This window comes from Streptomyces sp. NPDC104371 (genome assembly GCF_055583785.1).
Genome location: NZ_JBVJNF010000008.1, coordinates 315,110 through 333,283, shown reverse-complemented (window position 1 = coordinate 333,283; position 18,174 = coordinate 315,110). Strand labels below are relative to the sequence as shown.

Annotated in this window: 17 protein-coding genes and 2 pseudogenes; 8 read left to right on the top strand and 11 right to left on the bottom strand. The window is 68.6% G+C overall.

The window, feature by feature from the left end; translation table 11 throughout:
- The coding region (locus tag ACZ60T_RS25145; protein WP_469667953.1) for a helix-turn-helix domain-containing protein at nucleotides 1-202 on the bottom strand (202 nt) is incomplete at its 3' end.
- A gap of 87 nt (nucleotides 203-289) precedes the next feature.
- On the opposite strand from ACZ60T_RS25145, the pseudogene tnpA reads away from it, so the two are divergent.
- The 3 genes and pseudogenes from tnpA to ACZ60T_RS25130 all read left to right on the top strand — a co-directional run.
- Nucleotides 290-469 (top strand): annotated as a pseudogene (tnpA, locus tag ACZ60T_RS25140) (IS200/IS605 family transposase); the annotation flags it as partial.
- A 78-nt stretch (nucleotides 470-547) separates the two neighbouring features.
- A complete protein-coding gene (locus ACZ60T_RS25135) occupies nucleotides 548-943 on the top strand; it encodes a hypothetical protein (RefSeq protein ID WP_469667952.1) in 396 nt (131 codons plus the stop codon).
- Between the two features lie 176 nt (nucleotides 944-1,119).
- Nucleotides 1,120-1,614 carry a hypothetical protein gene (locus ACZ60T_RS25130; protein ID WP_469667951.1) on the top strand — a complete coding sequence of 165 codons (495 nt, stop codon included), beginning with the start codon at nucleotides 1,120-1,122 and terminating at the stop codon, nucleotides 1,612-1,614.
- Nucleotides 1,615-1,801: 187 nt separating this feature from the next.
- Here ACZ60T_RS25130 and ACZ60T_RS25125 read toward each other — a convergent pair whose 3' ends face one another.
- From ACZ60T_RS25125 to ACZ60T_RS25105, 5 genes and pseudogenes are all read right to left on the bottom strand, one after another.
- The gene (locus tag ACZ60T_RS25125) at nucleotides 1,802-2,077 is read right to left on the bottom strand and encodes a hypothetical protein (RefSeq protein WP_469667950.1); all 276 of its coding nucleotides are present in this window, start codon (nucleotides 2,075-2,077) and stop codon (nucleotides 1,802-1,804) included.
- 328 nt (nucleotides 2,078-2,405) lie between these two features.
- Nucleotides 2,406-2,724, bottom strand: a pseudogene (locus ACZ60T_RS25120) (ISAzo13-like element transposase-related protein); the annotation flags it as partial.
- 23 nt (nucleotides 2,725-2,747) lie between these two features.
- A complete protein-coding gene (locus ACZ60T_RS25115; protein ID WP_469667948.1) occupies nucleotides 2,748-3,224 on the bottom strand; it encodes a hypothetical protein in 477 nt (158 codons plus the stop codon).
- Nucleotide 3,225: 1 nt separating this feature from the next.
- Complete coding sequence (locus ACZ60T_RS25110) at nucleotides 3,226-4,167, bottom strand: hypothetical protein (protein ID WP_469667947.1); 942 nt, start codon at nucleotides 4,165-4,167, stop codon at nucleotides 3,226-3,228.
- A 27-nt stretch (nucleotides 4,168-4,194) separates the two neighbouring features.
- On the bottom strand, nucleotides 4,195-7,548 hold the full coding sequence (locus tag ACZ60T_RS25105) for a hypothetical protein (protein WP_469667945.1): 3,354 nt from the start codon (nucleotides 7,546-7,548) through the stop codon (nucleotides 4,195-4,197).
- Between the two features lie 1,823 nt (nucleotides 7,549-9,371).
- On the opposite strand from ACZ60T_RS25105, the gene ACZ60T_RS25100 reads away from it, so the two are divergent.
- The 3 genes from ACZ60T_RS25100 (at nucleotide 9,372) to ACZ60T_RS25090 (ending at nucleotide 12,533) form a co-directional block, all read left to right on the top strand.
- Nucleotides 9,372-10,313 carry an ATP-grasp domain-containing protein gene (locus ACZ60T_RS25100; protein WP_469667944.1) on the top strand — a complete coding sequence of 314 codons (942 nt, stop codon included), beginning with the start codon at nucleotides 9,372-9,374 and terminating at the stop codon, nucleotides 10,311-10,313.
- The gene (locus ACZ60T_RS25095) at nucleotides 10,310-11,131 is read left to right on the top strand and encodes an ATP-grasp domain-containing protein (RefSeq protein ID WP_469667943.1); all 822 of its coding nucleotides are present in this window, start codon (nucleotides 10,310-10,312) and stop codon (nucleotides 11,129-11,131) included. Before ACZ60T_RS25100 ends, ACZ60T_RS25095 begins: the two co-directional genes overlap by 4 nt.
- Nucleotides 11,132-11,303: 172 nt before the next feature.
- Nucleotides 11,304-12,533, top strand: a complete 1,230-nt coding sequence (locus tag ACZ60T_RS25090) for a cytochrome P450 (RefSeq protein ID WP_469667942.1) — start codon at nucleotides 11,304-11,306, stop codon at nucleotides 12,531-12,533.
- Nucleotides 12,534-12,677: 144 nt separating this feature from the next.
- Here ACZ60T_RS25090 and ACZ60T_RS25085 read toward each other — a convergent pair whose 3' ends face one another.
- The 5 genes from ACZ60T_RS25085 to ACZ60T_RS25065 form a co-directional block, all read right to left on the bottom strand.
- Nucleotides 12,678-13,934 (bottom strand): cytochrome P450, encoded by a 1,257-nt coding sequence (locus ACZ60T_RS25085; protein WP_469667940.1) that lies wholly within the window; start codon nucleotides 13,932-13,934, stop codon nucleotides 12,678-12,680.
- Entirely contained in the window at nucleotides 13,931-14,548 is a 618-nt protein-coding gene (locus ACZ60T_RS25080; RefSeq protein WP_252427689.1) for a GTP-binding protein, read from the bottom strand. Before ACZ60T_RS25080 ends, ACZ60T_RS25085 begins: the two co-directional genes overlap by 4 nt.
- Nucleotides 14,529-14,885, bottom strand: coding sequence for a DUF742 domain-containing protein (locus ACZ60T_RS25075; RefSeq protein WP_252427690.1), 357 nt, complete (start codon nucleotides 14,883-14,885; stop codon nucleotides 14,529-14,531). The genes ACZ60T_RS25080 and ACZ60T_RS25075 overlap by 20 nt, the downstream gene beginning before the upstream one ends.
- Nucleotides 14,882-15,301, bottom strand: coding sequence for a roadblock/LC7 domain-containing protein (locus ACZ60T_RS25070; RefSeq protein ID WP_365625810.1), 420 nt, complete (start codon nucleotides 15,299-15,301; stop codon nucleotides 14,882-14,884). Before ACZ60T_RS25070 ends, ACZ60T_RS25075 begins: the two co-directional genes overlap by 4 nt.
- A 122-nt stretch (nucleotides 15,302-15,423) precedes the next feature.
- Complete coding sequence (locus ACZ60T_RS25065) at nucleotides 15,424-17,214, bottom strand: sensor histidine kinase (RefSeq protein WP_469667938.1); 1,791 nt, start codon at nucleotides 17,212-17,214, stop codon at nucleotides 15,424-15,426.
- Nucleotides 17,215-17,608: 394 nt separating this feature from the next.
- Between ACZ60T_RS25065 and ACZ60T_RS25060 the strand changes: the two genes are divergently transcribed.
- Together ACZ60T_RS25060 and ACZ60T_RS25055 are read left to right on the top strand one after the other, a co-directional pair.
- The gene (locus ACZ60T_RS25060; protein WP_469667937.1) at nucleotides 17,609-17,749 is read left to right on the top strand and encodes a hypothetical protein; all 141 of its coding nucleotides are present in this window, start codon (nucleotides 17,609-17,611) and stop codon (nucleotides 17,747-17,749) included.
- Between the two features lie 12 nt (nucleotides 17,750-17,761).
- Nucleotides 17,762-18,037, top strand: a complete 276-nt coding sequence (locus ACZ60T_RS25055; RefSeq protein ID WP_469667935.1) for a hypothetical protein — start codon at nucleotides 17,762-17,764, stop codon at nucleotides 18,035-18,037.
- Nucleotides 18,038-18,174 lie beyond the last annotated feature (137 nt).

Here is an 18,174-nt window from a genome sequence, read left to right as displayed (position 1 = left end):
CGCGTTCCTCGGTGCGCTTGGCCTGGGTGATGCGAAGCCGGGACAACTCCGCCGACTTCACGTACGGCAGCCCCGCCGCGTGCGCCTCCTTCCGGTCGCGCAAGCAGTCGTTCCACACCACGCGGGCACACCCGAACGCCTGCGCCAGCGCACGGCGCTGGGAGGCATCAGGGTAGGCCCGGTAGTTGTAGCGGAGCTGCACGGCCCAAGACCCTACGACGACTGGTCTTGTGGATCAGGGAAACCGCGAAGAGATCACACGCAAGGTGCGCGAGAACTTCGAGGCGAGCTGAAGGAGTTCAACGGCGAGCGTGATCACGTCCACCTCCTGGTGCACTACCCACCCAAGGTCGCCGTCTCCAAGCTGGTCAACAGCCTCAAGGGCGTCTCCGCCCGGCGGATACGGCAGGAGTTCACCGGCAGAATCAACCGCGCCATCATGCACGGGCACCTGTGGTCGCCCTCGTATTGAACGCCGGGGCTTTCTGCAAGGAACCCGGTAACATCACGGGCTCCGGCAGCACCGAGGATGCTGCATGATCGAGTGATGTTGATCGAACTGGTGAAGGTCGCAGCGCTCCCCGGAACTCCCTGGCTGGCCGATGTCCAGACCTCATTCGGTCACGCTACGGTCCGCTGGTGCGGAGACCGGGCCGCGGAGCCCGGCGAGTACCACGTCGAGTGGACGATCGACGTTGACATCACCTGGAGGCAGAACGCCAAGCCGACTACTGAGGTCGGTCCTGGACTCCGAACCGGCGGGCACTGCGTAGTCCTGCGGGGACATCTGAGCCTGACTGAGGACGGTGCCGCCCTGCTGGATCTTGACGGCACGAATATCCTGCTGGACCTCGCTGATCCGCTGCCCGATGATGCTGCCGATACGTGGGTCGAACTCTCTGTAGACCGCGAGAAGGTCAGTCTCTACCCCTATGTACTCTGATCAACGCAAAACCAGGTCGCCACCACGAGAAGCAACGAGAACAACAAGAACGGGATGCGTCGGGCAGGTGGCAGCAGCAACTCTCGTGAGCCAACAAGTGCCGGCCCCAGATGAATGGGCCCTTGCTTGCGCACCCCTGCCCATCCTGCCGCCCGTCGGGGCGCCAGGATGGGCAGATGGCGATGAGTGACACGGAACTGCTGGCCCTCCTGCGCGAACTCGACGACCCCGAACGGCTGGAACAGCCGCTGTACTACGACCCTGCCGCGACCGGCGTCGCGTTCAGCGGGCTGGTCCGCCAACTCGAAACGGACTTCGGGGCCCCGTGCGAGTCCGAGCGGGACACCCAGGACTCCAGCGAGTACGGGCGCATCCGCGTGCCTGCGGACGCGACGATCTGCGGGACACGGATCGTGGTCTGCGTGAGCAAGTTCGGCTGCCTAGCCGAGGTCTGCGCCGACAATCCGGGAGCCTTCCTCGGCACGAACGAAGCCTGTGACGGAGGCGCGCTGGATCCCGCCGACCTCAGCACAGTGGAGCATGCCCTGACCGAACTCGGCTACGTGAGCGTCCCCGAAGAACTGCTGGAGAGTGACTACGAGGGCCCCAGCGAACTGGAGCACTTCACAGCGCGGCCCACGTGGTGGGCGCGGTTCTTCGGCTTCTGGTGATCCACCCACCCAGAGACACCCACCGCCGGATCCTGCGCGCCGACCGGGGCCCAGGACTAGACCTCGGCAAGATCCGAAAGAGACGGCATGGACCGCGGGCCGGGTTGGGGACTCATTGAACGATGCGGAGGCCTGGCAGCGGAGACGTCTCTTCACCTTCCGCTATGAGGATCTCTCGCGCCAACTGTCAGGCGCGTCCCCACCCGGCATCGGTGGCCATTGCTTCCCTTGTCCACCGCTCCACGTCGGTGTCGTGGGACATCTCGCTGAATACTTCATCGATCATCTGCAGTAAGGGCAACACATCACGACTGAGCTGACTTTCATCGACCAGTTGCCGAACAAGGTGGAAGGCGTCATCGAAGCCCAAGGCGATCTCGTCCGGCGGCACGTCGTATCTGTCCAGCCAGGCCACCTGAACCCAAGCAGGCGCCGCGACCATGACGACCGCCTCGATCAGCACACGACGACGCGTTGACAGACCAGGACTCTCCACAAGGCCATCGTGGCACGACTCCGCTCGAGCCGGCGAACAGCCCATCATCTCGCTGAGCACGTTCATCCATACTTCGCGAAGCACATTCTCGAGTACGCCGACACGGGGTACTTTCGCCGATCCCTAGCCTGACTGCCCGCTATAGCCGCCGCTCATGTGGCGCGCGGCGGGTTCTGGAGGCGCCTCTCGATCTTTTGGCCGGCCGCGACGCTGCAACCCTGGCTGGCTGCGTGAACTTCCCGGCTCCGAGAACATCTGCCGTGACTGGGGCGGTTCTTACGCCGACGGCACCCGTAAACTGGGCATCGCGGTCTGCGTGCTGGCCGCCCTCCAGCCGTCCGTAGGCTGAAGTCCTCCTCCGCAGAAGCTCGGCAACGGTATCGGTATTGGCCTTGTGCCCGGCTCGGGTCAGCTCCCGGACCAGAACACGGGTCGGCTTCACCGTTCACCGCAGCGACGACATCGGACGCCCTCTCAGTCGGCTCGGCCAACGCCAGCAGCGCGGGCCGCGGCCCGCTTGCGGCCCTCCGCCCGGCCGTCGTACCCGCCCCAACGGATCCTGTCCGGTCCAGCTCGAACACGCCCTTGCGGACCGTGTTTTCCCTCGCCGCAGCCGTCTACGCACTTGTCCGGGCGATCATTCCGCATTGCCATCGCGCGAGTTGTCCTGGGTGCCCACAACTCCCGCCTCCCGAAGCCGAATCCTGATGGACTCCCGTACCTCCCCCCGAAGCCGCTCCCTCTCCGCTGCCTTCTCGGCCTCCCGGTCCCGCACGATCAACGGCCCCAGCTCACGCTGCAACCGCTGGACCATGGCGTCCACCCGGCGCCCGCTCTCCTCTCCCGGCTCCCGAATCCACTCGGCGAACACCCCTACGGCTTCGGCGAGAAGCGCTCGGTCACCGGGAGTGACACCCCGCAGGATGTGCGAGATATCAACGGTCGGCGCTTCCTCACCAGGCAGATCCGCCCACTCGTGAACAGCGGCGACCGCTTCCTCCCGTACCCGCTGGGCATCACTGCCCAGCGCCGAGGCCGCGATTGCGAGCGCCTGCAACGACGCCAGGAACCGGGAAGTCCCCGCATCCTCATCACCTACGTGATCGGGGGCCATATCAGGCACCTGTCCCTTCGGGCGGTTCTTCGCTGTCCAGGCGGGTCTTGACCTCATCGATGATCGTCCAGCACTCCAACCCGTACGGCCATAGCCTGGGCAGGTGGGCGGGGGCCTCGGACGGGTCGAGGAAGACGAAGGCGACATTGTCGATCGGCTGCTCCGGGCCAAGCACTTGGTCTCGGCGTGCCGCACACGCGTCGCGCATTTCCCGCGCCGAGACAGTCCGACCGATCACGACCATTTCGAGCACTCGCCGCGCCGAATTGTAGAACCCTCGGATATCGTCCTGGTAGACATAGTCCGGCTGAAGATACCCACCCTCGTCCGTGATACCCATACGCTGATGAGCGACTTTCGCCTGAGCGTACGCGAGTTCTTCCTCGAGTTCGAGGTCGTGGAACTGCACGAATGAGGTGTCGTTCGCTCCACGGTACAGGCGCCAGGGGCCGTGATCCAACCAGCGGCGGGAAGCCAGGCGGGCATGCCCGTCCCCTCGGAATGCGCAGGCCCAGCCATGCTTGAAGTGGGATCCACCGAAACCCGGAATATGCCTGTACTTGCTGTACCAGGAGGCATACCGCGTCTTGAATGATGCAACCTCGAAAGGCAGACCGCTCAACATCTCGATCAACTCCGAGAGATCGCCTGAAAAATGGAAGGAAGCTTGAGCTGATTTCGCTGCGGGATCCATGATGAGATAGTTCTCGTAGCTCTCATCAAAGTATGCGGAAACGACCTTTCCGGCATCCGAGTACTGCTCGATCCAATGTTCCGACGGCTTCGCGGGAAGGTAGTCCACCTCGACCTCCTCCGGCACCGCCTCAGGCCCCCAGAGACAGCGTTCTCGCACGGACTTTGCCAGACCGACGGCATCTTTCCCCTCGAGTGTCATCGCGATCATCCCTTGCATGGACTCGCCCTTCTTCTCGCGTGTTTCCATCGGTCGACCGACTGCCTGTGGGCCACTCTAGCCACTCAAGAATTTCAAAAGTTCCTGAGCATCTTCGTTCAACTTCCCGTTCTTTCCCTTGAACTGAAGCATGGACGGCGTGATCGGCTTGTCATCCGGCCACTTCACCCCCTTTTCGTTGTAGACGCCGACCTCAAGCTTTCCCTCTTTGTACGTTAGCAATCCTCGTAACCAGGAAGCGTTTTCGACCAACCCCTTCGGATTGAGGAAGACCACCTGTAATCGTTCGGGTCTCCCCAGGTTGGGAACATCCGTATCGATAAGCCGGAGATAGTCCTCCAACTGCCCCCTGATCTCGGAGTCATACGCCTCAACGTTCTTGATCTCGTACAGCGTGCCGTCCTTGAAGTGGTCGATCCTTCGGGACGACGAGAGAGGTGGGTCGACAACATCTTTCGGTATTCGCACCTCGCTCAGGACTCCGTCTTGCCCTTCGAAGCCCTCCTTCTTCGCGAACCATCGTTCGCCGAGGTTTCCCTTGTCCTTGACGCCTAGTAATTGACTGATCTTCAAGAATGTCTTGTGATTGTTGATTTTAGCGAGCATCGCCTCCTTGTAGGGCTCCTTCAAGCCATGCCGCACGTCGTCGTGGGTCATGCCGGACGGATCGTCCGGCATGTTGCGGTACATCTCACTGCGATCTGTGACGATACCCAGCTCCTCAAGGGCCTTGACGTACCCATCGAATCCTGGACTCTCCTCGACCAGTTTCTGGAAGGCGGCATCCTGGGTGGTGTCGGGGTCAAACCTCTTGGGCGGCGAGGTCTGTCCCTTGGGTATCTCGGCACCCGTCTCCGCGTTCCACTGATGGAGCACCTCCGTCGTCTCCTTGCCGTCCTGCCCGGTGACCTTCCCGCGGAACTCGAGCCGGGGCGGCTCCTCTTTGGACATGAAACGGTAGAATTGCCCATCACCCGGGTCAGGGAAGCCGCCCGGCCATTTAGCGCTATCGAATTCGGGAAGATTGCGCCAGTTCTTCCTGATATTGGATACTTCTGGGTTCTCGGCAGCGACGTACCCCCGCCCCGGGTCCAGGTTCCACTGCTTGAGGGTCTCAGCGTGGGTCTCGAATTGCTGGATGAGGGAATCGAGTTCGGATTCAAGTTCGGCACGTGCCGCCGGATCGGCCTCCGCATAGGTACGGGCGCGGTCGGCGATGATGTCGGGAAGTTTGCGGAGTTCAAGGCGGGCTTCCCAGGCACGGGAGCCGACCGGGGGCGAGCCATGGACGCCGACCCATTCGCCCACCTGCCGCAGGATTTGGCGTACGCGCCCGGACAGCCCGCCGTAGCGCATCATCGTGCGGGCGGTGGGGGCGTGGAGCTGGATGTCGGCGGGCGTGGCGGAGGGGCCGACGGCCATGCGGACGTTGCTGATCAGACCGTTGTCGTCGATGTCGTAGTGGACGCGTACGGTACGGCCGGGCAGGTCGGGCTCGATCCTGACGTCGACACGATCGCCCAACGGGCCCAGCGCGCCGCGGAGTTCGGCCTCGACCGCGTCCTGGTCGCGCGGGCGTACCGGGCCGTCCGCGCTGCCCTGACCGCCGGTGGGGTCGATATGGGAGCCGTCCCAGGACGTCGCGCCGTCGGGGCCACGGCCTGGTTGCGGCCTGCCGTCAGGGGTTCCGCCGGTGGCGCCGTCGGGGGACGGACCGGACGCGTCCGGGGTCTTGGGGGCGGACGGAGCTTCGGGGGACGGGACTTCGACCTTGGGAGCGCCGGGGACATCCGGGGCGTCCGGAGCCTTGGGGGCTTCGACCTCCCCCGAAGGCGACGGGACCTTGATGCCGATCTTGCCCAGGAGGTTCTCCGTGCCCGTCTGGACCCGGCCGGTCAACGCGTGGACGCGTGGGTGGGCCATCACCCCGGTGACCGCCACCGTCGTGGCCGCGGTCAGCAACGCCTGCTGCCAGCTGTAGCCCTGGCCGCTGATGGCGGCGTCCACAGCCTCCGTGCCGACCCCGACCGTCACCTCGACGGCCATCTCGACCGCGACCCGGGCACCCGTACTCAGTGCGGTCTTGGCGACGACGGCTGACGCGCCGCCACCGACCGCTCCACCGATGGCTCCGAAGAGGGCCGCCTTGCCGACCCCTTCCAGCACCGGTGCGCCGTTCATCACGTTGCTCACCACCGCGCCGACGGCGCCCGCCGCCGCGCCCACGATGGCGCCACCGACGATCGTTCCGATCGTGGCCGCGGCGGCGGCCCCGACACCGATGGCCGTGGCGCCTGCGGTCACGGCGCCTATGACCAAAGGGCCGAGTGCGATCGTCAGCGCGATGACGACGACGATGACGACGATGAAGGTGAGGACGGTGTGCCAGCGAGGCTTGACCTTGGCGCGCGCCTTGTCCGCTTCTTCGGTGATCTTGGGATGGATGTCCTTCTCGCCCGTCCCGGTGGCCGCCTTCTCCAAGGCCTCGGCGACGGCCTTGACCTGCCCGTCCGCCCCCTCCTTGAACTTGCCCGCTAGCTCCGTGTACGCCTTGTCCAGCCCTTCGAGGACCTGCTTGTTCGCATCCGCGTAGCCCTTCTGCATCGCCTTGGCGGTCTCGGCGAAGGACTGCTGGACCTGCCGCAGCCCGCTCACCGTCCGCGCAGCGGTACGGCTCAGTGCCTCGCCGGCGGACGTCGCGGTCCGCCCGGCCGACTCCGCGGCGGACCCGGCGGTCCTCGCCATCCCCTGCGCCGCGCCCTCCGCCGCCGCGGCCAGCGATTTCCCGGCCCCGGCCGCCTGCGCACGCAACTGCTCGGCCACGCCCTCCAGCCGCTCGTCGAACTGCGCGCCGGTGTCCCGTAACACCTCCTCCAACTGCTCGGGATCGGGCACCGCGTCCCGGCCGAGGATCCGCACGAACTCCCGCAGGCCGCGGTCCAGTCCGCCGCGCGCCGTCGCCACGCCCTTGCCGATCGCGGCGGTGGCCCCGGCCGCGTTCCGCTCGACGGCCTGCCGCTGCCGCGCCGCCTGGGCTCTCACCGCCGCGATCTGCGAACTCTGGAGCCGGGCCAGGCTCGCCTCGGCCGAACTCAGCGCCTGCCCGATACCCGCCAGCGCGCCCGCCTTGGCGCCGTCCGCGCCCTGCAACGCCTGCTTGTGCCCGTCGGCCAGGCCCTTCTGGCTCTGCTCGAGCACCGTCTCCAGGCTTTTGCGGACGTCGTCGGCGACCTTGCCGATCGCCTTCTCGGAGTCCGGCTTGCCCTTCTTCATGTCGTCGATGGGCTCGTCCGCCGCCTTGGGCAGTTCGTCCTTGTAGGCATCGCCGACCGCGGTGGCGGCATCCGCCTGAGCCTTGCACCGGTTGTCGGTGAGCGGGCCGTCCCAGAAGTTGTCGTCGCGGTGGATCATCTTGGAGCGGTACTGCGCGGCGCGCTTCTGGCCCTCGCCGACCGCCAGTTCCCCCGCGTGGCTCGCGGCGTCCCGTATCCGCTGTTCCGTGGTGCCGTACAGCTCGCCGAGCTTGGTGATCTGGTTGTCCTGCTTGCCGGTGACGGCCTCTCCCGCCGTACGGAATCCGCCGTCCATGGCCGTACGCACCCCCGAGGCGGCCGAACCCATCGCCGCGACCGCCGCCGAATGACCCGCCGTCACCTGCCCTTGGGCCGTCCGCGCCAGTGCCTGGACACGTGACCGGGCACCCTGCACCGCGGCCTGCACCTTCGCCACGCTCGAGGTCTCGGCGGATCCGATCTTCGCCAGCGCCGCCGCCTTGGCCGCCTGTACCTGCTGCGTCAACTGAGGCGCGAGGGCGGCCAACTGCGTCGATTTCGCCCGGCGGCTCTCGGTGAAGGCCGCCACCTTCTCCTTGGCGACGCCCCGGTCCTGGGCCAGCTCCTGTCTGTAGTCCTGAACCTCCGCCTCGTGCTGCTGCGGCGACTGCCCCCACAGCGGCGGCAGCAGCGACTCCAGGTCCAGGTCGACGAAGTCGATCTCCGACCCGTTGCCATCACCGTGACCGGCGCCGGCTGCGTCGGCTTGGGCGGCCCGGCCGGGGCCGTGGGGAGACGGGCCGCCACGTCGGTCATGGCCGTGGCCCCCCTGCTCTCCTCCTCCCTCTCCTCCTTTCCTTTGCTGGGCCTCGCGGTGCTTCTTCAGGAGCGATACGGCCGGACGTTCTCTCGTACGGGTCGCCTGTAACTCGCCCTTGCGTGCGTCCACAGTGGCGGCGGCAGCGGCGGCACCGCCCTCCGGAAGCCTCTCGGGCAGTGCGGACGCGCTCGCGGGTGGGCCGTCCCGCTGCGGTCGCCCCGGTTTCTCGCCATCCGCCGCTCTCCTGACGGAAGGGGGCTTCGCGGAACGGGAGTTGACGGCAGATTGGTTGGCCGAGGGTGGGTCGGCGGCACGAGGTACACCCGGACGAGGTAGGGCGAACTGCGGCGCGGCAGCCCCTGTCGACGCCGGTCCCGCGTACCCCGCCTGACCTGTCTGTCCCGCCTGTTCCACCTGACCGGCCGGTCCGGCCATGCCCGCCGGACCGGCAGAACCGGTCGGGCCCGCCGATGCACCCGGCGGCCCTTGCCGTGACGGTGATGAGGGCGGCCGATGCGCGGCGAGCAGCCGCGACACCGCGGCGTTTCCCGCGCCGCGCTGCAATCGCTGGACAGACCGGGCGTTGAGCATGCCGCCGCCGCGTCCCGCAGGCTGCTGAGTCCGCTGCCCTTCGCGCGGCTCCGATTGCGCCTTCGGGGCTTTCGACTCGTCTTTATCGGGCGCGCTTTCGTGAGCGTGCACGGCAGGTCGGTCCTGTCAGCGAAGGTGCGGAAGCGTCCAAGCCGAGCCTCTACGAACCGACGCGGGAGGATCAGGACCATTGAGGCAACATCAAGGGCGTTGCTCTCTGCCCTTCCGTGCACGCTGAGACGAGGCCGGGTACGCCGTCGTCCTGGAGCGCATCTCGCACGACCACGCCGCTGCCCGGCCCCGGCCAAGTCCCGTTCTGCTGCTGCCCCTCAACGCGCCGTTCCGTCACCGACAGAGCCGAGATCGGTCCCGTCCGGCAACAGGACACCAGGCCACGGCCTCCCGGCCATGCGAAGATCTGAAGCGCCGTCACATAGGTGGCGGGCGCTCTGACTTGGGCGTGACGGTAGCGTTGCCCCTTTGGGGGTGTTCGGAAGAGCACCGTGAGGCATCGTCGTGCCCTCAGTCATGGGGCATCGAGGGGTATTTGGATGAAGCTCTGCTTCCTCGTCGAGGAGCTGTACCGGCATGACAGCATGCCGCTTGACGTGGTCCGGCGGCTGCGGTCGTGGGGACACCAGGTGGATGTGGTGTGCCCCGGTGGCTCACTGCTGCGGATCTCGGAAGAGGTGCGGGCGGGGACCCATGACGCCTGGGTGCTCAAGACCGTGTCCGGCGGCCCCGGGCTCACCCTGCTGGAGGCCGCAGCGGCTGTGGGCCTGACCACGGTGAACGATGCGCGGTCGATCCGCGCGGTGCGTGACAAGGTCCTCACGTCGGTCATCGCGCGACAGCACGGGCTGCCGGTCCCGGTGACCTACTCGGCCCCCGGGGCCACCCTGTTCGCAGATGTTCCCGAGGACCTCTTCCCCCTGGTGGTCAAGCCCGCCGACGGAAGCTCGGGGCGCGGGGTGCGGCTCGTGTCGGACGCCGGGCGGCTGGCGGAGACCGAGCAGGCGGGCGAGGGCCAACTCATCGCGCAGCCCTACATATCCAACTCCGGCACCGACCTGAAGGTCTACTGCCTCGCGGGCGAATTCCACGCCACCCTGCGCCGCTCTCCGCTCCACCCCGACGGGCCGCTCAACGAGGGAACCGTCCCCCTGCCCGCCGAAGTCGCCGCAGTGGCGGCGAAGGTGGGCGCGGTCTTCGGCCTCGATCTGTACGGCATCGACGTGGTGCTCGGCCCCGACGGCCCCGTGATCATCGACATCAACGACTTCCCGAGCTTCCGCCAAGTACCTGACGCCGTAGGCCGGTTGGCCGGAGCCGTCCTTGACCTGGCCAGGTCGGGCGGTGCCGCCAGGACGGGCGTGCTCACCCCTGCTCCGCGCATTCCCGCGCAGCCGCAGATCCCCCACCGACTGCCCCACCCACACCCCGGCCCCGAGGCGGGCGTGCTGGCAGCCGTACCGGGAGCCGCGCAGCCATGAGAGTGTGCCTGCTGACCGACAAGCCGGATCATCCGCTGCTCGCCGCAACCTCCGCCGCACTCGTCGAGGCGGAGCACCGGGTGACGTTCCTGAACCCGGACACCGGAACCGGATCCCCGCCGGAACTGGTGACCCCGGACGATCTCGCCGACGTCTACCTCCTCAAGTCCCATACCCCCAGGGCACTTCTGCTGGCCCGGTTCCTCGAGGCACACGGCGCGCGGGTGGTGAACTCCGCCGCCGCGACGGAGCTGTGCCAGGACAGGAGCCGGACCGCCGCCGTGGCGGAAGGCGCAGGCCTGCCGATGCCCAGGACGAGGACCCTGGACGCACTGTCCGACGCCCTCCACACGGCGGAGCGGCCGGAGAACGGCTATCCGATCATGGTCAAGAGCCGCCACAACCGGCGCGCGGACCTGGTCGCCCGCGTGGACGGTCCGGCCGAACTCCGGGACCTTGCCGTCAAGTGGTCCGACGAGCCCGTCGTCCTCCAGGAGTTCGTCGCGAACAGCGGCTGGGACCACAAGCTGTGGGTGATCGCGGGTGAGGTGTTCACGGATGTGCGCCCCGCGCCCGTGGGCGCCCCACCGGACGGTGCGCAGTCGGCACCACTGGTTCATGATCTGCCACGGTCCTGGACCCGACTGGCCCTCCACACGGGAGAGGTCTTCGGTCTGGACGTCTACGGTGTCGACGTACTGGACCGCGAGGGGGCGCCCGTAGTCGTCGACATCAACGCCTTCCCGGGCATCCGCGGACCGAAGGGCGCACCGGCGGCGCTGGCAGCCCTGGCACTGCGGCGCTCGCTCGACCGGTGATCACCCCATCGGCAGCGTACGAGGCTGGGGCGGGCATTGCGTACCGCCCCAGCCGTGGCTTCCCAGCCCGCCCCAACTCCCGTTCCTCGTACTGGTGGTGGGGGGCTGTCTGGGCTGACTGTTGATCAACTACCTTGTGTCGTAGTTGAATCACTGACTTTGAGGGAGCCCCATGTCCACCGCGCAGCAGGTGCCCGACATCCTCTCGCCCGAGTTCGCCGCCGACCCCTACCCGGCGTACCGTCTGATGCGTGATTCTGCGCCCCTCATCTGGCACGAGGCCACACAGAGTTACATCATCTCGCGCTACGACGACATCGAGCGCGTCTTCAAGGACAAGAGCGGCGAGTTCACCACCGACAACTACGACTGGCAGATCGAGCCCGTACACGGCAAGACGATCCTCCAACTCAGCGGCCGTGAGCACGCCGTGCGTCGGGCCCTCGTCGCGCCCGCCTTCCGTGGCGCGGACCTCAACGAGAAGTTCCTCCCCGTCATCGAGCGCAACTCGCGCGAACTGATCGACGCCTTCCGGGACTCCGGCTCCGCCGACCTGGTCGACGACTTCGCCACCCGTCTCCCGATCAACGTGATCGCCGACATGCTTGGCCTCGACAAGGGGGACCACGCGCGCTTCCACCGGTGGTACACGTCCGTCATCGCCTTCCTCGGCAATCTCTCGGGTGACCCCGAGGTGGCCGCGGCGGGCGAGCGGACCCGTGTCGAGTTCGCCGAGTACATGCTGCCGATCATCCAGGAACGCCGCGAGAACCTGGGCGATGACCTGCTGTCCACGCTGTGCGCCGCCGAGGTCGACGGTGTCCGGATGAGCGACGAGGACATCAAGGCGTTCTGCAGCCTGCTGCTCGCCGCCGGTGGCGAGACCACCGACAAGGCGATCGCCAGTATCTTCGCGAATCTGCTGGTCCATCCCGACCAGCTCGCCGCCGTCCGCGCCGACCGGGACCTGATCCCGCGGGCCTTCGCCGAGACCCTGCGGTACACCCCGCCCGTCCACATGATCATGCGGCAGTCCGCGACCGAGGTGAAGCTCAGCGGCGGCACCATACCCGCCGGTGTCACCGTCACCTGCCTGATAGGTGCCGCGAACCGCGACGAGAGCCGCTACCGAGACCCCGACCGCTTCGACATCTTCCGCGACGATCTGACCACCACGACCGCCTTCTCCGCCGCGGCCGACCACCTGGCCTTCGCGCTCGGGCGGCACTTCTGCGTCGGCGCGCTGCTCGCCAAGGCGGAGGTCGAGGTCGGCGTCAACCATCTGCTGGACGCTATGCCCGACCTGCGGCTGGCCGACGGCTTCGACCCGGTCGAGGAAGGCGTCTTCACCCGCGGACCGCAGCGCCTGCCGGTGCGGTTCACGCCCGTGACGGCCGCCTGAACCACCTGACCGTCCTACCGGCGCGCCACCGCCGAGGTGTTGGGCCCCACCCAGGGGCCCATACGCCCGCGCCGCCTCACCCCTGGGTGGGCCGCCCTGCCACGCAACCGGGCGCCCACCCCACCGGGTCATCAGGCACCCGCCCTACTGCACCGTCGGCGTGAACCGCACCGGCAGTGCCGTCAGCCCCCGCATCCAGATCGAGGGACGCCAGGCCAGCGTCTCCGGTTCCGCCGACAGCACCAGGTCGGGCAGCCGCTCCAGCAGCGTCTCGACCGCCGTCCGCGCCATCACGTCCGCCAGCAGCGGTGCCGGATAGGGGCAGCGGTGCTCGCCGTTGCTGAACGACAGGTGCGCGGCGTTCTCCGCGCCCACATGCCCCTCCGGCCAGATCTGCGGATCGGTGTTGGCCGCGGCCAGCCCCAGCACCAGGCAGTCGCCCGCCCGGATCTGCCGCCCGCCCAGTTGGGTGTCCCGAACGGCCCAGCGCCCGATGAAATTCTGCGTAGGTGTGTCCAGCCACAGCGCCTCGTTGAGCGCCTCGCCGACACTGAGCCGACCGCCCGACACGTTCACCGCGAACCGTTCGTCCGTCAGCAGCAACCGCAGGGTGTTGCAGATCCAGTTCGCGGTCGGCTGCTGCGCCGCGGCGATCACCGAGATCAGGTCCTGGACGATCTCCTCGTCCGTCAGCCCCGCCGGATCCAGCAGCATGCGCGAGGTGACGTCCGGCCCGGGGCGTTCCCGCTTGTCCTTCACGAGCTGCCGCAGCCGCTCGCCCACGCGCCCGTACGCCGCCACCGGGTCGTCGCCCTCCGCCGCGTCCAGCGAGATCCGCAGGTCCTCGACGAGTTGCTGGGTGTCCTCACCCGAGGTCGGCATCCCGCACATCTGCACCACGGCCCGCATCGGCAGCGCGTGCACGTATCCGGTCATCAGCTCCGCCTGCCCGCTGCCCGCGAAGCCCGCGATCAGCCGGTCGGCGATGACCTGGCAGTTGCGCGCCAGCTCGAACTGGTCGACGCCCTCCAGTGCCTGAGTGATGACTCCGGCCCGCCGCCGGTGCTCGTCGCCCTCGGTGAACAGCACCGACGGCTGGTAGCCGACGTACGGCAGCAGCGGCCAGTCCGCCGGGATGTTCTCCCACTGGTTCCAGCGCCGGGAGTCCCGCGCGAACAGCTCGTCGTGGCCGGTCACATACGTGACCTCGGAATAGCCGAGTACCAGCCAGGCCGGGATGTCCCCGTCGAGCAACACGGGTGCGACCGCGCCGTGTTGGCGGCGCAGCGCGCGGTAGAGCTGCGACGGCGACTGCTGGTACTCGAGTCCTGCCAGGCGTACCGCGTCGGGGTGGGCGGGGCAGCCCGGCGGGGCCGGTCGCACCGCAGAGGGGTCGGTCATGGTGTCGCCTCCTGGGCCATCGCCAGTTCGTACAGGTGGTCCACGAGGGTGACCAGCACGTCCTTGCCGGACTGCCGGACCCGCGCGTCGCAGTCGAGCATCGGTACGTGCTCGGGCAGCGCGAGCGCCTGACGGATCTCCTCCAGGGAGTACCGGTGGGTGTCGTCGTCGAACCGGTTGACGGCCACCACGAACGGTGTCCCGTGGTGCTCAAGCCGGTCTATCGCGTACCAGGAGTCGTTCATCCGGCGCGTGTCCACGAGCACCACGGCACCCAGCGTTCCGGAGAACAGCCTGTCCCACAGGAACCAGAAGCGTTCCTGGCCCGGCGCGCCGAACAGGTACAGCACCATGCGTTCGTTGAGGGTGATCCGCCCGAAGTCGAACGCCACCGTCGTGGTCGTCTTCGTGGCGACGGCGCTGGTCTCGTCGACGCCGACGCCGGCCTGCGTCATCACTTCCTCGGTGTTCAGCGGCCGGATCTCGCTCACCGAGCGGACCAGGGTCGTCTTGCCGACACCGAAGCCGCCCACGACGACGATCTTCAGGCCGGTCTCCGCCGCGTCGTCCAGTGGCGTGCGGTGGGAGGGCAGCTCAGAGGTTACGGAGCCCATGGAGCACCTCCTTGAGAAGGGCGGAATCGGGGAGCGAGGCGACGGACTGCGCCGCGCGCGGGTGGCGGGCGGTGATGCGGCCCATGTCGAGCAGGTCGCCGAGCAGGATCCGTACCACCGTGATGGGCAGCTTCAGCTCCGCGGCGATCTCGACGACCGCCGTGGGGTGTTCGCACAGCTCCAGGATCCGGGCGTGCTCCGACTGCATTCCCGCCGTGGGCCGGCACTCACTGACGATCAGGGTGACCAGGTCGAAGGAGCCCTCGGCGTGGCTCCGGCCGGCCGTGACCGTATAGAGCCGGTCGGGGTCACCTGTGTCCACGGGCCTGCGCGTCACGACGCGGCACTCCCCGGAACGGGCTCTCGGGGCTCGGCGCGCAGGTGCTCGCCGATCTGCTCCACCAGCTCCGTCATCTGATGGCCCACCACGCCGGGGTCGGCGTCCTCCTCGGCGAGGACGGCCAGATGCGCTCCCTCACCGGCCTCCACGATGAACAGCAGGCCGCCGTGGAACTCGGTCATGGACTGCCGGACGCCGCCGCTGCCGTCGCCGAACTCCATGGACGCGCCTTGGGCGAGGGCCTGGATGCCGGAGCAGATCGCCGCGAGTTGGTCGGCCTGGTCAAACGTCAGATGTTCGGTCCAGCACAGCTTCAGGCCGTCCCGGGACAGGGCCAGGGCGTGCCGGGTGCCGGGGGTGCGCTCCAGGAGGTTCTGGAGAAGCCAGGTGAGGCTGTTGTCGGTGGTCTGCATGAGGGGTGATGGGACGGTGGTGCGCGGTTGACCGGTCACCGGCCCGTTCCTCCAATCTCAGGAACTCGAGCGGGTAGTGGACGCAGGCGCCCCGGGCGCCGTACGGGAATGAGGGCCGACGGTTACGGGGCGACCGGTGGCTCGGACTCGGGCCGGGCGTCCGGTTCGGCGGTGTCCCCCGCCTCGGTCGCCTTGGACCCGGCGTCCGGCTTGGCGGTGCCGCCCGCCGACCGGCGACCGCGATGGAAGGCGCCGAACCGGGCGCCCGCGTCGCGTGCCGGGCGCTGCTCCGACGCGCCGCTCTCCGAACGGCCTTCGTCCGCCGTCGTGGCCGCCGACCGGCGCTGCTCGCGCTCCCGCTCCGCCTCGGCCATGGTGCGACCGGGAGCGCGGACGGGCAGGCCGTTCAGTGTGGAGTCGGCGGCACGCCGGGGCTGTCGCTGTTCGGGCAGCTCCGGCCGGGCGGCGGGCCGCTCCGGCATGCTGGGGCGCGTAGTGGGCTCGGGCGCCGGGGCCGGAGCGGGAGTGGGGGCGGGGTGGTCGGCCGCTCCGCGCGACACCGAATCGCGCTGCTGGGCGAGCAGTTGCGGGGGCAGCAGGACGACGACGCCGGTGCCGCCGCGCGACGAGGGGCGGTAGTTGACGCTGATGCCGTACTTCGCCGCGAGCCGTCCGACCACCGCGAGGCCGAGCCGGGTGCCCTGGAGCGAGGCGAGGTCGGTCATGCGACCGGACACCGCCTCCTCGGCGTGACGCATGGCCGCGTCGGCCATCTTCAGGCCGCTGTCCTCGATGGTGACGACCATCCCGGCGCTGCGGTCCTCGACGTAGACGTGCACCTCGTCGATGGGCGGGGAGAAGTTCGCGGCGTTGTCCATCAGTTCGGCGAGCAGATGCATGACGCCCTCGGCGGCGAAGCCGGAGATCGCGGCGGTGGTGGAGCAGTGCAGGCGCACCCGCTGGTAGGCGGCGATGCGGCCGACGGCGCCACGCAGGATGCTCTCCATCACGATCGGCTTGTTCCAGGCTCGGCTGGACCGGCCGCCCATGAGCAACGCGAGCCGGTCGGTCATCAGGCCGAGCTGGGAGGTGCTGTGGTCCAGCCTCAGCAGGTCGCCGAAGACCTCCTCGCCGTGCCGTTCCTGCATGTCCCGCAGGTCGGCGAGCATGCTGACGGACTTGGCCTGGACGCGGCTGAGCGCCTTGGCGGAGGCGGCCTGTCCCGCGGCGGCGCGCCGCTCGCTGCGCGCGAGTTCGCGGATGAACGACTCGGCCGGGACGCGGACCATCGGCAGTCGCGGCAGGTCGAGTTCGGCGAGCACCGTGTCGGCGGACTGGCCCTCGCGCAGCCGGGCGACCGCGGCGAGCAGGGTCTCCTGCGTCAACTGGTCCAGTGCGGCGGCCACTTCGTTCACCTCGCTCTGGGCCTGCCGACGCTCGCCGTCCAGGGCGATCGCGTGTTGTACGTCCTCCTCGACGGCGGCGGCAAAGGTGTGCACGATCCGGCCCAGCAGCGGGTCGGACGGCAGGGGCACACTGCCCAGCACGTCGACCGCGCTCGTGCCGTCCCGTAGCTGCTTGGCCACGGTGGGCAGCGTCACGTTGGCCAGGCCCGTGATCTGCGCCAGCATCTGCGCCGACTGCGCCTTGAGTTGGCCGGTCTCGGAGGTCTGCTCGGCGGCCGTGCGCCGGGCCCGCTGGACGAGCTGGTGACTGACGACGACGGTGGCGGCCACGCACACCCAGGCGACCGCCGCCACGGCCAGCGCCCAGGTCCGGGCACCGGACGGCGCCAGGGCGACGGCCCCACCACCGGCCGCGGCGCTTACCACCAGCACGGCCAGGGGGGCGGTCGGCGAGGTGCGCGGCGCCTTCGCCGGCCGGTGCTGACTGGGCGGTGCAGGCACTGACATTCCGCGAGTCCCTCGGTCCATGAGATCAGAAGAAACGGGCCGGCCGGCACACGGCGGCCTCGGGTCGGAGCAGGGGTCGCCACGAGGACGACGATCTTCCGACCGGGTACCCGTTCATGCTAGCCACACTGCCGCACGCAAAGATCTGACTGACTGCATAGTCCGCCGACGACTTGAGTTCGTCGCGAACCAACCGGCTGAATGTTCGCCTGTGATAGGAGGAGTGACACCGCATCAGTAAGGTGACGTACGGGGACAGCTCACCGGATATTGACGGCGTGTGACACCTGACGAACGTCACCCCCACGTCAACTCCGTACACCGGTAACTATTTTCAGCCAAACATACGCAGGTCGAAGCGAAGCCTGCTCAACTTCCGGGGCATACAGGTGAGTTGCAGCGGCGGGCGCGACGTCGGCTGCGAGGTCTGGAGTGCTGGGCCGGTCGTGGGGAGTGGTTCTGCGCGCGGGAGTGGGCGCGGCTGCTCGGTGAGCAGGGTCGGCAGGCCGAGGCGCTGGCGGTGCTGGACCCGTAACGGCTGCCGTTGATGGCCGCCTGCGGTCGCGTTGACGAAGCGGTCGAGCGGGCCCGTGCCCACCCTGAGGGCTCCACCTCGTACGCGGCGCCGCACATCGCCGAGCTGCTCGCCGCCGCCGGACGGACCGAGGAGGCCGTCGCCGTCCTCGAACCGCACTCCCCGGCCAACCGCCACGACCTCGCCGACCATCTGATCAGTCTCGGCCGCGTCGAAGCCGCCCTGGCCGTCCTCCGGCGACCCGGTCTCCGTCCGCCCGCCGCCTGGCCCGACGAACCCCCGTTCTGAGGTTCTGCCCGGCACAGCCCTTGGGCGCGTGCCGGGCAGCCCGCCGCGCTTCCGGGAGCCGACCGGTTGCCGCTGCTCACACGTGTCGAGCGTCTCGCGGCCACACCGGTCGGCTGCGGTGCTCGTCGCTGTCGGCG

Bases quoted from the DNA above. Each gene is read 5' to 3' on its own strand.
- ACZ60T_RS25135 (WP_469667952.1), top strand. From the start codon at position 548: ATGTTGATCGAACTGGTGAAGGTCGCAGCGCTCCCCGGAACTCCCTGG.
- ACZ60T_RS25130 (WP_469667951.1), top strand. From the start codon at position 1,120: ATGGCGATGAGTGACACGGAACTGCTGGCCCTCCTGCGCGAACTCGAC.
- ACZ60T_RS25115 (WP_469667948.1), bottom strand. From the start codon at position 3,224: ATGGCCCCCGATCACGTAGGTGATGAGGATGCGGGGACTTCCCGGTTC.
- ACZ60T_RS25110 (WP_469667947.1), bottom strand. From the start codon at position 4,167: ATGGAAACACGCGAGAAGAAGGGCGAGTCCATGCAAGGGATGATCGCG.
- ACZ60T_RS25105 (WP_469667945.1), bottom strand. From the start codon at position 7,548: ATGATCCACCGCGACGACAACTTCTGGGACGGCCCGCTCACCGACAAC.
- ACZ60T_RS25100 (WP_469667944.1), top strand. From the start codon at position 9,372: ATGAAGCTCTGCTTCCTCGTCGAGGAGCTGTACCGGCATGACAGCATG.
- ACZ60T_RS25095 (WP_469667943.1), top strand. From the start codon at position 10,310: ATGAGAGTGTGCCTGCTGACCGACAAGCCGGATCATCCGCTGCTCGCC.
- ACZ60T_RS25090 (WP_469667942.1), top strand. From the start codon at position 11,304: ATGTCCACCGCGCAGCAGGTGCCCGACATCCTCTCGCCCGAGTTCGCC.
- ACZ60T_RS25085 (WP_469667940.1), bottom strand. From the start codon at position 13,934: ATGACCGACCCCTCTGCGGTGCGACCGGCCCCGCCGGGCTGCCCCGCC.
- ACZ60T_RS25080 (WP_252427689.1), bottom strand. From the start codon at position 14,548: ATGGGCTCCGTAACCTCTGAGCTGCCCTCCCACCGCACGCCACTGGAC.
- ACZ60T_RS25070 (WP_365625810.1), bottom strand. From the start codon at position 15,301: ATGCAGACCACCGACAACAGCCTCACCTGGCTTCTCCAGAACCTCCTG.
- ACZ60T_RS25065 (WP_469667938.1), bottom strand. From the start codon at position 17,214: ATGTCAGTGCCTGCACCGCCCAGTCAGCACCGGCCGGCGAAGGCGCCG.
- ACZ60T_RS25055 (WP_469667935.1), top strand. From the start codon at position 17,762: ATGGCCGCCTGCGGTCGCGTTGACGAAGCGGTCGAGCGGGCCCGTGCC.